Genomic DNA, 11,300 nt, shown 5'->3' on the forward strand with positions numbered 1-11,300 from the left:
ATCACCAATCGAACGCAGGCTCGTCGGCTCGCGCGTCCCACTCCGGCGTGACCGGGCGCGCGTCGTGGCAGGTGAAGCCGAGGCGGGTCAGTGTCCGGTGCATCTCGACCGAGGTGAAGTCGCGGCGGTCCTGTCTGGTGATCACTTCCCCGACCTGCATCACGGGGTAGACACGGCGGTCGATGGTCACGCACACGCCGGTGGCGGGTTCGGGCGTGATGCCGCTCATCGACTGCTCGACCTCGAACTTGGTCAGGTCGAAGGGGAACCGGGCGATGACACAGCGCATGGATGCCTCCACAGGATGGTCAGGGGGTGATGGCTCAGGACGTGAGGGCGAGGATGCCCAGGGCGTAGCCGTGTTCGTCGATCACGGGGGACACGTCCAGGGTCCGGTCCCGCATGGCGGCCTCCGCCTCGCCGAGTGCGGCGCCGGACGAGGTGAACGGTCCGCGGTCGAGCGGGATGTCCCGCAGCCGGGTCCGGTCGCTGTACCACGAGCCGCCGCGGTGCGCGGTGAGCTGGGCCCGGGTGACCAGTCCCGCGCACAGCCCGTCCTCGTCCCGGAGGAGCAGGTGCGGAACGCGGGCACCGATGAGCACGGACAGGGCCACGTCGACCGTCATGTGGTCGTCGATCTGGGGCCCGGGAGCGTGCATGGCGTCGCGGGCGGTCAGACCGATGCCGTCGGCGCTGCCGGCCTGCTGCGTTCGGGACGGATACTGCGTCAAGGGCTTCTCCTCTTCGTCGGGGCGGGCGGGACGGGCGACGGATCTGCCTGACTGCTGGGAGTGCATCCCCGTATGGGGGCTACGGGGTGTTCCCCCGGGCGGAGCGACGGGCGCGGGCGGCGGTCCGGCCGCTCCCGCCGTGGCCGGCGGCCCGGCCCCTGCGATTCCGGCCGGCGGATCCCTTGCCCTCGCGTCTGCCCTCGCTTCGTCCGTCGACCGGGGCGGTGAGGGTCACGGGCATGCCGGAGGGGGTCCGGGCGCCGGTGATGCGCTGCAGTTCGGCCTCGCCGGGACGGACCCGGGCGGTGCCCGCAGTGATGCCGGCGTCGGCCATCAGACGGTCCACGGCGCGCCGCTGGTGCGGCAGGACGAGGGTGACGACGGTGCCGGACTCGCCGGCGCGGGCGGTACGGCCGCCGCGGTGCAGGTAGTCCTTGTGGTCGCCGGGAGGGTCGACGTTCACGACGAGGTCGAGGCCCGCGACGTGGATGCCGCGGGCGGCGACGTTGGTGGCCACCAGGGCCGTGACGTGGCCGTCCTTGAACTGGGCGAGTGTCCGGTTGCGCTGCTGCTGGGACTTGCCGCCGTGCAGGGCCGAGGCGCGCACCCCGACGGACAGCAGGTGCGTGGCGAGCCGGTCCACCGCGTCCTTGGTGTCCAGGAACATGATCACGCGTCCGTCGCGGGCGGCGATCTCGGTCGCGGCGGCGTCCTTGTCGGCGTCGCGCACGTGCAGCAGATGGTGCTCCATGGTGGTGACGGCTCCCGCGGACGGGTCGACCGAGTGCACGACGGGGTCGTGGAGGTAGCGGCGCACCAGGAGGTCGATGTTGCGGTCCAGGGTGGCCGAGAACAGCAACCGCTGGCCACGGGCGGGGACTTGGCCGAGCAGCGCGGTCACCTGCGGCATGAAGCCCATGTCGGCCATCTGGTCGGCCTCGTCCAGGACGGTGACGGCGACCTGGTCCAGCCGGCAGGCTCCTCGCTCGATGAGGTCCTTGAGACGCCCGGGCGTGGCGACGACGACCTCGGCGCCGCCGCGCAGCGCACTCGCCTGCCGGCCGATCGGCATGCCGCCCACCACGGTGGCGAGCCGCAGGCGCAGGGCACGGGCGTACGGGGTGAGCGCGTCGGTGACCTGCTGGGCGAGTTCCCGGGTGGGGACGAGGACGAGGGCGAGCGGCTGTTTGGGCTGGGCCCGCTGCCCGTCGAGGCGGGCCAGTACCGGCAGGCCGAAGGCGAGCGTCTTGCCCGAGCCCGTCCGACCCCGGCCCAGGACGTCCCGGCCCGCCAGCGCGTTCGGCAGGGTGGCCGCCTGGATCGGGAAGGGAACGGTCACGCCCTCGGTGCGGAGCGCGGCCAGCAGCCGTGCGGGCATGTCCAGTTCGGCGAACGTCTCGACCGCGGGGAGCGGCTCGGTGAGGGTGACCGGCAGGGCGAACTCCTGTCGGCGTGCGGTGGGGCGTGCTCCCCGGGCGCTCTTTCGCCCGGCGCCCGGACGAGGACCTTGCCGGCCCGTCTCCTGCGTACGGAAGCGGCTGCCGCGAGCGGAGCCGGTCGAGCGGGTGGAACTTCTGTCCGTGCGGAAGCGACCGGAACTGCCGCCCGTTTGGCGGGTGTGGTTCATGGAGGAACCTTCCTCGATGCGGCGTATCGAGGAATTCCGGCCGGCGGCGTGCCGCCGCGCACGAGGAATCACAAGAATGAGCCGAAGGGAAATGCGAAGAGCCGGGTAAAACAATGAGCTGGGACCCGCACCCCAAGAGCGCGGGCCCCAGCCATGTGATGCGCGAGCCGGTGGCTCGCGACGTTCGCGTCAGCGTCAGGCGGGAACGATGTTCTCGGCCTGCGGGCCCTTCTGACCCTGCGTGACGTCGAAGCTAACCTTCTGGCCTTCCTGAAGCTCGCGGAAGCCACCGTTGCTGATGATGTTCGAGTAGTGGGCGAACACGTCAGCGCCGCCGCCGTCCTGCTCGATGAAGCCGAAGCCCTTTTCCGCGTTGAACCACTTCACGGTGCCAGATGCCATATTGAATCTCCCTTTGGGGGCAGTGCCGGACTCCGCACTTTGCGGAGCCGAGTCGCCGCGATGATCACCCCTCCGGAAGGATCCGGAAAGCTCTGCAAAGAAAAATCTCTGGCAACCAAAACTGCAACTGTTATCACGTTAACACAGAGTCGGGTGCAGGCGGTCCTGTGCTTTCCGGATCGCCGGTCATTTCTCATCCCGCTGGACTGTGTATTTCTGTATCGGCGGGACTAGGTATCCGTGCCGTGCTCGTTCAACTTCCGACGCATTTCCCGGTTCAGACGGAGGGCGTCGTCGAGCTGGTTCTCCAGGGTGATGATGCGGCACGCGGCCTCGACGGGGGTGCCCTGGTCGACCAGTTCCCGGGCGCGGGCGGCGATGCGCAACTGACGGCGGGAGTACCGGCGGTGACCGCCTTCCGAACGCAGCGGAGTGATCAGCCCGGTCGCGCCGACGGCCCGGAGGAAAGCGGGGGTGGTGCCGAGAACGTCTGCGGCCCGTCCCATGGTGTAGGCGGGATAGTCGTCATCGTCGAGGCTGCCTGCGACAGGGGCGTTCTCAGCGGGCATGACACCTTCGTTTCGGGGACGCGGCGAGGGACCCGGGCGTTCCTGGCACCAGCCCCCGACGTACTCGGCGCCATCCGCGTCGTGCGACAACCCTAACTCCGGCAGGCACGGAGATGTGGGCTCGCCACGACAGATCTCCTTCCACGCGCAGTCCGACGAGCCGCCGTAGTTGCCCCTACCCGTGCCGCCGGGCGCGTCGAACCCGCGCACTCAGCTCGCGAAGTGGCCCTGCTCCGGTGTCAGTCCCACTGCGGACATGAGTGATTCGGCGGCCGGCTCGGTGGCCGCCGGCGGCACGACCAGCAGATCCCGGCGCCCATGGGCGGGGGCCATCAGAACGATGGTGCTCGGCGTGCGCTCCGTGGTGGTCCTGCGCAGCCGGACGACCTGGTTGCAGACGAGGATGCGGCCCGGTGCCCCGGCCCACCCCGTGCTGTTCACCAGGACACTGACGATCTGGCCCCAGGCGCGGGGCAGACCGGAGAGCAGCGGCGGCAGTTCCGCCAGGAGATCGAAGGTGCGCGGCCACCAGGCCCCGTCGATACGGCGTGGCACGGTGCTCTCGGGCGCGAGGTACAGGCGGAGGAGGGGCGGGGCCTGTGGCGGGCGTCGTAGTCGGTCGCTCATGAGGTGTCCTGTCGAGTGGTTCGGCGCGGTACGTCGTCCTCGGCCGGCCGGTACGCCTCGGCGCCCAGAAGTGCGCTCGCGGGGAAGGGGAGTGCGGCCTGGGCCGTTCGTCCCTCCCAGGCGTCCTGTGCGTTCGTGTAGGCGGGGAAGCGGTCGAGCAGGCCGGAGTGGCGGAAGACCAGGTCGGTCGTGTGGTTGTCGTACACGATGCGTATCCAGCCGCGCCGGGCGCGGCAGTCGGCCCACGCCTCGCACAGGGGAGTCAGGATGCTGCAGTCGGTGAAGGTCACCTCGCTCAGGTCCACGATCAGGAGGAGTCGTCCGGCCCGGGCCGCGCGGGCCTCGGCCAGGGCGCGGACCAGTGGGGCCACGGTCGACGTGTCCAGTTCGCCGTGTGCGCGGACGATGCGGCACTCCTCGAAGAGCGCAGGCGCTTCGTGCCGGGTGGGCAACAGCTCGCGCGCGTATGGTGGTTGAGGCAGGTCGGTCGTCCCTGCCGTGGGCTCCCGAGGGGCCCCGTGCCTCATTCCGCCTCCCCGGTCGCGCCCACCGGGCGACCCGTTTCGGCGAGCATCAGCATGTGCGCGGCGGTCAGCGGGTTCTCGGGGTCGGCGGCGGCGGCCAGCAGCCGGGCGGCTGTTCCGGCGGGCTCCTCGGGCGGGACGACCAGGAGTACCCAGCGTCCCACGGTGCCGCAGTCCACGGTGATGACGTGCGCGTCGCTTCCGGGTCCGGCCGGATCCACGGCGATCACCCGGCCGGGCGCCATGACCGTGTGCGGGGCGTCGGGCCACCCGGCGGGGTCCACGGTGACCCGTATCGCGGCCCCCGGCTCCGGCTCCAACGAGCCGACGAGCGAGGGAAGTTCGAGTTCCAGCGCGTCGCAGCGCGGCCACCAGGCCCCGTCCAGCGGGCCGTTGCTGACGTCAGGGGTGAGGGTCAGGCGGGGCAGTGGCATACGGTACGTGTGCGCGGCGGCACCGGATGCGCCTTCGGCGGGTGTTCTGGTGGGGTCCATCGTGCGGTCCCGTCCCGGGAGCCGTGGGACGACTACCCGTTTCGTCCCTCGCCGGGAACGGCACCGCCGGAAGCGCTGCGCGAAAAGCTCTCGGTACGGTCAGGCTACTCCTGACCGAGGCGAAGCGGACGGCTCAACCGTCCGGCTCCGCCCCGGTTCATACCTCGTCGGTGTGAGCGTGCGCCTGCTCTGTCGATTCACTGGTCGCGAGCCAGGACCGTGCCGGTTCCGCGGCGTGCGCGGTGTCGAGGGTGAGATGGAGCCGGGTCCCTCCTTCGCGGCCGGCCGGGTAGCTGCGCTGCTCGGTCGAGTCGAAGCAGCGCCGGAGCACTTCGGCGACACGACGGGCGACCTCCGGCGTCGCGGCGACGATGCGGACCTCGGCGTGGTCCTCGGAGGGCAAGGGCTTGTGCTCCATACGGACCTCCTGGCAGGCGACGGATACGAATCATGATTCCGGTCGCTGCCCGAAACGCCGGGCGACGGTGCGGGGGCTGCGTCGCGTTTCCACGGCGGCCCCCTTCTGAAGGGTATGCCGGGTAAGGGTGGCCGTGCGTCCCATGACCGGTCACAGTCGCCGAGGCGGGCCCGGCCGGGAGTACGGTGGAGACACCGAGGGCACGCCGCGCACCGCCTCAGGCACCGGTGCCGTTCTCGGGGATCGACGACGCCGGGGCGGCCTTCGTTCGCGCCCGGGGCAGGGTTGGTCATGACCGCGCAGGTGTTCGTCCCGACGACCTTGACCCTCCCCGCGCTCCGGCCCGCACGGGGCAGGCCGCGTACCCGCATGCCAGGCCCGCCGAAGAGGGAGTGCAGGTCGTCGCCCCAGGTCGCGGAACGTGTCCGTCCGCTGACGCGTGGTCAGGTCGCGGACCGTCTGCAAGAGCTGGGCGACCTGTACGCCGAGACGTCCGGCGGCGACCCATGGGCGTGGAACGAGGCGCGTGTCGTCTTCCTGCGCCATCTCGCGGCCGACGCACGACGGCCGGGGTTCTCGCTGCTGATCGCGGAGACCACCACCCTGACCGGATACGCCTACGGCTTCCCCACGGGCGGCGCGGGTCCATGGTGGGCGGGCTTCGACGGACACGTTCGGGGAAGCCTGCTCCGCTGCGCCGCCTCCGGGCGGCTCTTCGTCGTCTCCGGGATCGTCGTCCCGCCTCGCGTGCGCCGGGAGTACCGGGACCACGTCTGGAACCTCGCCCGGCGCCTGCAGCGGCGATTGCTCGCCGACCACGGCGCTGCGCTCGGCGTCGCGCTGGTGGACGTCCGGGACGACAGGACCGTTGAGACCATGCGGTCCTGGGGCTGGCGGTACGCCGGAGACGACACCCGCCAAGCCGTGCCGCCCGGTCCGTTCCGCGTTCTGGTGCTGGCTGCGGGGACGTGAGCGACCCCGTCATGGATCACGCCTCGGCTGCGGTCAGCGGCACGGGCAGGCGCAGGGCGAGAAGGGCGATGTCGTCGGTGCTGCCGGGGGGCATCCGGACCGACAGCCGGTCGCACAGGGTGTCCAGCGGTTCGTGGACGAGGGCGAGGGCGAGGGCATGGCGGCGCAGTCGGCCGAGCCCGCTGTCCAGGTCGCTGCCGCGAACTTCGATCAGGCCGTCGGTGTAGAGCAGGAGCGTGGACCCCGGCGGCAGGGCGCGGGCGGTGCGGCGGTCCAAGCCGTGTGGACGGGCCCGTGTCATGAGGCCTAACCGGATAGTTAATCCGGATGTGTGCTACCGTCCCGGCTAACCGGATGAACTATCCGATTGTCTATCGGGGTGGAGGAGATCATGACGAAGACAGCTGTGGTCACGGCGGGGACAGGGGGCATCGGCCTGGAGACGGCGCTAGGGCTGGCCGCTGCCGGGTTCGCGGTCACCGTGGTCGGGCGCGACGCGGAACGGGGGGCCAGAGCGGTCAAGCGGATCAACGAGGCGGGCCCGGACGGCGCCGGCCAGTTCCTGTCCGCCGACCTCTCCTCACTCGACCAGGTGCGCGCGCTCGCCGACCGGATCGCCGCCGACCACGCCGCCTCGGGGGAACCGCTTACGGTGCTGGTCAACAACGTCGGAGCGATGTTCCCGCAGCACCGGACCCTGGGCGGCGTCGAGGCGTCCTTCGTCGTCAACCACCTCTCGCCGTACCTGCTGACCGAACGGCTGCTGCCCACCCTCACAGCCGGGGCGCCCAGCCGGATCGTGAACGTGACCTCGGGCGCGGCTGCCGTCGGCAAGCGGGTGTTCGACGCCGTCGAGCCGCCCGGCGGCTACTACGGCTTCCACTGGTACGGCCGCGCCAAGCTCGCCAACCTCGCCTACACCCTGGACCTGGCCGCCCGGCTGGCCGGCACGGGCGTATCGGTCTTCGCCGCCGACCCCGGAGGCGCCGCCACCGAGATGACGAACGGCACCCTGACCGACCCGAAGATCGTCTCCCCGCCACTGCGGCTGCTGTGGCCGCTGGTACGCCGCAAGTTCGAGCGCTCCACCTCCGGCCCGGCGTCGGCGGCAGCCAGGCCCTCGATCGTCGCCGCCACCGACAACGCGCTGACCGGCCGGACCGGCCTGGTCATCGGCCCCCAGGGCCACCCGGTCGCCCCGCTGCGCGCCGCGACCGACCGCCGCCTCGCCGAGGCCGTGCGCCGGCTCAGCGAAGCCCACGCACCCACGCCGGCGGGCGCAGACACGTGAACATGCGCCCTCGACGCCCGTAACGCCGACAGGCCGGCCACCGGTCACGCGGTCGCGTCGGCCCCTCGTGCCCGCCCCCGAGACACGCCGGACCACCGCCGAGCCAATCCCCACCCGACTGAGGACACGACATGACCAACGCAGTCCCGACCGCCTATGCCCGCACCGTTCACGGCACCGGCCCCGGCCTCCTCCTCGCCCATGGCGCCGGCGGCGGTATCGACGCCAACTACGGGCCGATCATGGAAGGGCTCGCCGCGCAGCACACCGTCGTCGGGGTCGACTACCCCGGCTCAGGACACACCCCCACCACGCCCACGCCCCTGCAGCTGGACATCATGGCGGACCAGCTCGTCGCCGCGGCGGACGCCGAAGGGCTGGACACGTTCGCCCTCTGCGGATACTCGCTCGGCGGCCCGGTCGCGATCCGAGCGGCCGTCCGCCACCCGCAGCGGGTCACCGCGCTCGTCCTGAGCGCGACCTTCGCCCGCGTGGACACCCGCACCGAGCTGGCCGCCGCGATCTGGCACCAGCTCTACGACACCGGACAGCACCTCCTGCTCGCCCAGTACCTGAGCCAGCTGGCCGTGAGCGCGCCGTTGCTGAACTCCCTCACTCCCGCCCAGGTGCGCGCGGCCGCCGAGCAGACCGCCTCCGCCCTCCCGCCCGGCACCGGAGCCCAGGTCGACCTGGTCCGCCGCGCCGACGTCCGCGACGACCTCGCCGCGATCACCGCCCCGACCCTGGTCGTCGTCACCACCGCCGACACCCTGATACCGGCCGCCCTCCAGTACGACCTGGCCGCGGCCATCCCCGGAGCGCAGACCGCCGAGCTCCCCACCGGACACCTGCCCTTCCTGGAGCAGCCGAACCACTGGCTGGAGATCATCACCGGCTTCCTCGGCAGGCAGCGCGACCAGCGCTGACAGCCCCGCGGGGGCGTGCTGCCCGGGCCCGCCCCCACGGCGGGCGCGTCCCCCCGGAAACGCCCGCATATCATCGGACGGCAAGCCTGCCTTGAGACGAGCGACCTGGACTGTTCCCCCATGACGACCACACCGCTGCGCAAGGACGCCGCCCGCAACTGGGAGCGGATCGTCGCCGTCGCCCGCGACCTGGTCGACCAGGGCACCGCACTGCAGCTCAACGACGTCGCACGCCGGGCGGGACTCGGCGTCGGCACGGTCTACCGGCACTTCGCCACCCCCGAGGCGCTCCTGGAGACCGTCGCCACCCCCTGCCTGGAAGCCCTCGCCGCACACGGCCGGCACGCCCTGGACGACACCGACCACGGGCGCGCCCTGGAGGACTTCCTGTCCCGCATCGTCGAAGCACAAATCACCGATGCCGCCCTGCCCCCGGTCGCCGCCACGACCACGGACGCCCTTCCACGCACCACGGAACTCAAGAAGTCGCTCCAGTCGACCGGGACCACGCTCCTCGAGCGGGCCCGCGACGCCGGGGCCGTCCGCCCCGACCTCGCCGCCGCCGACCTCGTCCCCCTCATGTGCGGCATCGCCCACGCCGTCACCGTCCACGGCGGCACCCTCGCGGACCGCATTCAGACCGCCCACCGCTACCTCGCCACCCTGCTCGGGGGCATGCGTACCGCCACGCCACCGAACACCTGAGCGGCCCGCCACCGCCCAGGGCGGGCGACCGTCCCCCGGCAGATCCGTACCCGTCCCCTCGTCCGGACTCGGCGGGCGTGAACGGTTCGAGCGTCACTTGTAACGTCCGGCGCGCGCGCCGCACTGAGGGGTATGAGCCATGACGACCTGCGTGCGCTGTTCCTCAACTGCACGCTGAAGAAAAGCCCGGAGCGCAGCCTAGGACGGCGCCACGCACTGCGCCATGAACGTCCCGTATTAGCCAACGACTTCACCAACAGGAACACCACGTTCATGACGGGGAACCTGTTGCACCTGGCCCGGCTGCTCAAGGACGCCGGTGGCATTCCGGCGCACGGCAACCAGCGGTCGCAGTGGGACGCCCGGCGCCGGTTCGACTTCGAGAATCCCGAATACCGCTGAGCCCGAGTACCAGCGAGCACCGCCAACACATCAGCCAGTACCTCCAACACATCGACGAAAGGCCGAACATGACCGTCGAGTCCGTCGAATCCGTCGAGACCGCCCCCACCTGTGCCTACCCGGGCTGCACCATGCCGCCCGAGCCGCACGCCCCCGACGCGCAGGGGCCGGCGCCCCGCTACTGCGGGCACCCCGAGCACAACGCGCTCGGCGCGTTCCGGAAGATCCGCGCCAAGCGGCAGCAGCGCAAGGAGGACAAGCGCGCGGCGGCCGAGGCCAAGAAGGCGGCCGAGGGGCGGCGAAGGGGGCGGAGGGCGCCGGTCGCCGGGCAGGTCCCGGCCGGCGAGGTGGTGCCCCCGCAGCCCGGACATGCCCCCGTCGCCGACGTGTCCGAGCAGGCGCCGGCGGAAGCCGAGAACAGTGAGATGACGGCCATGACAGCGATGGCGATGGCCGACGGCGGCCACGACGCCCGGTCACGCGACTCCCTGGTCGCGCTCATAGAGCGACTCGCCTCAGAGCTGCCCGCCTACATCGAGGAGTTGGCGATCATCACCGACTCCGCCGCGGCCGAGGCCCGGATCGAGACGGTCACCCGCGCCTCCGCGCAGCGCATCCTGGCCGCCGAGGAGCGCGCCGCGCTCGCCGAGGAGGCGGCGGACATGGCCGTCTGCGCGCTCGACGCCGCGCAGGAGAAGTTCGCCGAGGAGACCGCGGCGATCCGCGAGGAGACGGCCCGCCAGGTGGCGGACGCCGAATTCGTCCGGGCCGAGCTGGAACGCTACCGCGAGCGGGTCGGCTTGCTCGAGGTCCGACTCGACGCCGTCCGCGACGAGACCGACGCGCTGCGCCGCGAGAGGGCCGGGCGCTCCACTGCCGAACAGGAGCGAACGCGCCCCGCCGAGCAGTGCTGAACAACCGACGGCCCGCGTGAACACCCATCAGAAACGGAAATCCCCATGAGCCGAACCAAGCGCCCGGTCCTCTGGATCGCCACTGCCGCCGTCGTCGTCGTGGCGGCCGTCGGGCTCTACCTCTTCCAGCCCTGGCGGCTGTTCACCACGCACCGCGTGGATGAGGCGGCTCCCGTGGCCAGCGGCCAACAGGGAGCTGCGGCCACGCCGTTGGCGTCCGGCAGCTTCATCTCCCACGAGCACTCCACCAGCGGCTCGGTGCAGATCCAGCCGCTCGCAGGCGGGAAGGCGAACCTGCGCCTGACGAACCTGCGTACCTCCGACGGCCCGGCCCTGCACGTCTGGCTCAGCGACCAGCCGGTCGAGCGGGACGGCGGCGGCAACCTCGACGACGGCAAGCATGTCGACCTCGGCAGCCTCAAGGGCAACGAGGGCAACCAGAACTACGCGATCCCGGCGGGCACCGACCTGAAGAAATTCTCCACGGTGACGATCTGGTGTGAACGCTTCAACGTGTCGTTCGGCGCGGCCGAGCTGAAGCAGAGCGCCTGACCCACCACGTCGCGCGGGAAAGGCGTGGGGGGGGGGGGGGGGGGGCGCCCCCCCCCCCCCCCCCCCCCTCCTCTTTGTGGTGGCTGGGGGATGGTGCGGGGGTGTGTCTCTCTCCCTGACACTAGCGAGGAGGGTCGGCCCCGTCG

The 11,300-nt window shown here is 71.7% G+C and carries 16 protein-coding genes and 1 pseudogene; 7 read left to right on the plus strand and 10 right to left on the minus strand.

The window, feature by feature from the left end; all coding sequences use genetic code 11:
• Position 1: 1 nt before the first annotated feature.
• The 9 genes from ACZ5DS_RS37080 to ACZ5DS_RS37120 form a co-directional block, all read right to left on the minus strand.
• Complete coding sequence (locus tag ACZ5DS_RS37080; protein WP_468247471.1) at positions 2-289, minus strand: SCO5918 family protein; 288 nt, start codon at positions 287-289, stop codon at positions 2-4.
• Between the two features lie 34 nt (positions 290-323).
• Positions 324-731: a CBS domain-containing protein gene (locus ACZ5DS_RS37085; protein ID WP_468247474.1), complete on the minus strand. Its 408-nt coding sequence runs from the start codon at positions 729-731 to the stop codon at positions 324-326.
• 79 nt (positions 732-810) lie between these two features.
• On the minus strand, positions 811-2,358 hold the full coding sequence (locus tag ACZ5DS_RS37090; RefSeq protein WP_468247476.1) for a DEAD/DEAH box helicase: 1,548 nt from the start codon (positions 2,356-2,358) through the stop codon (positions 811-813).
• A 195-nt stretch (positions 2,359-2,553) separates the two neighbouring features.
• Positions 2,554-2,760 carry a cold-shock protein gene (locus tag ACZ5DS_RS37095; protein WP_067116135.1) on the minus strand — a complete coding sequence of 69 codons (207 nt, stop codon included), beginning with the start codon at positions 2,758-2,760 and terminating at the stop codon, positions 2,554-2,556.
• Between the two features lie 230 nt (positions 2,761-2,990).
• Complete coding sequence (locus tag ACZ5DS_RS37100; RefSeq protein WP_468247479.1) at positions 2,991-3,329, minus strand: MerR family transcriptional regulator; 339 nt, start codon at positions 3,327-3,329, stop codon at positions 2,991-2,993.
• Positions 3,330-3,539: 210 nt separating this feature from the next.
• Positions 3,540-3,956, minus strand: coding sequence for a DUF5994 family protein (locus tag ACZ5DS_RS37105; protein WP_468247481.1), 417 nt, complete (start codon positions 3,954-3,956; stop codon positions 3,540-3,542).
• Positions 3,953-4,483 (minus strand): STAS domain-containing protein, encoded by a 531-nt coding sequence (locus tag ACZ5DS_RS37110; RefSeq protein ID WP_468247484.1) that lies wholly within the window; start codon positions 4,481-4,483, stop codon positions 3,953-3,955. The genes ACZ5DS_RS37105 and ACZ5DS_RS37110 overlap by 4 nt, the downstream gene beginning before the upstream one ends.
• On the minus strand, positions 4,480-4,914 hold the full coding sequence (locus ACZ5DS_RS37115; protein ID WP_468247487.1) for a DUF5994 family protein: 435 nt from the start codon (positions 4,912-4,914) through the stop codon (positions 4,480-4,482). The genes ACZ5DS_RS37110 and ACZ5DS_RS37115 overlap by 4 nt, the downstream gene beginning before the upstream one ends.
• 217 nt (positions 4,915-5,131) lie before the next feature.
• A complete protein-coding gene (locus ACZ5DS_RS37120) occupies positions 5,132-5,392 on the minus strand; it encodes a hypothetical protein (protein ID WP_468247490.1) in 261 nt (86 codons plus the stop codon).
• Positions 5,393-5,761: 369 nt separating this feature from the next.
• On the opposite strand from ACZ5DS_RS37120, the gene ACZ5DS_RS37125 reads away from it, so the two are divergent.
• Positions 5,762-6,364 carry a hypothetical protein gene (locus ACZ5DS_RS37125; protein WP_468247492.1) on the plus strand — a complete coding sequence of 201 codons (603 nt, stop codon included), beginning with the start codon at positions 5,762-5,764 and terminating at the stop codon, positions 6,362-6,364.
• Between the two features lie 16 nt (positions 6,365-6,380).
• Here ACZ5DS_RS37125 and ACZ5DS_RS37130 read toward each other — a convergent pair whose 3' ends face one another.
• Positions 6,381-6,641 carry a SpoIIE family protein phosphatase gene (locus ACZ5DS_RS37130; protein ID WP_468247494.1) on the minus strand — a complete coding sequence of 87 codons (261 nt, stop codon included), beginning with the start codon at positions 6,639-6,641 and terminating at the stop codon, positions 6,381-6,383.
• A 114-nt stretch (positions 6,642-6,755) separates the two neighbouring features.
• On the opposite strand from ACZ5DS_RS37130, the gene ACZ5DS_RS37135 reads away from it, so the two are divergent.
• The 6 genes and pseudogenes from ACZ5DS_RS37135 (at position 6,756) to ACZ5DS_RS37160 (ending at position 11,154) form a co-directional block, all read left to right on the plus strand.
• On the plus strand, positions 6,756-7,655 hold the full coding sequence (locus ACZ5DS_RS37135) for an SDR family NAD(P)-dependent oxidoreductase (RefSeq protein WP_468247496.1): 900 nt from the start codon (positions 6,756-6,758) through the stop codon (positions 7,653-7,655).
• A 131-nt stretch (positions 7,656-7,786) separates the two neighbouring features.
• The gene (locus ACZ5DS_RS37140) at positions 7,787-8,581 is read left to right on the plus strand and encodes an alpha/beta fold hydrolase (RefSeq protein ID WP_468247499.1); all 795 of its coding nucleotides are present in this window, start codon (positions 7,787-7,789) and stop codon (positions 8,579-8,581) included.
• 120 nt (positions 8,582-8,701) lie between these two features.
• Positions 8,702-9,286 (plus strand): TetR/AcrR family transcriptional regulator, encoded by a 585-nt coding sequence (locus ACZ5DS_RS37145; protein ID WP_468247501.1) that lies wholly within the window; start codon positions 8,702-8,704, stop codon positions 9,284-9,286.
• 243 nt (positions 9,287-9,529) lie between these two features.
• Positions 9,530-9,688: pseudogene (locus tag ACZ5DS_RS37150) on the plus strand (flavodoxin family protein); the annotation flags it as partial.
• Positions 9,689-9,756: 68 nt separating this feature from the next.
• Positions 9,757-10,602, plus strand: a complete 846-nt coding sequence (locus ACZ5DS_RS37155; RefSeq protein WP_468247503.1) for a hypothetical protein — start codon at positions 9,757-9,759, stop codon at positions 10,600-10,602.
• A 45-nt stretch (positions 10,603-10,647) separates the two neighbouring features.
• Positions 10,648-11,154: a DM13 domain-containing protein gene (locus tag ACZ5DS_RS37160; RefSeq protein WP_468247506.1), complete on the plus strand. Its 507-nt coding sequence runs from the start codon at positions 10,648-10,650 to the stop codon at positions 11,152-11,154.
• The last annotated feature ends 146 nt before the right edge of the window (positions 11,155-11,300 follow it).

Source organism: Streptomyces sp. NPDC031100 (genome assembly GCF_055570785.1).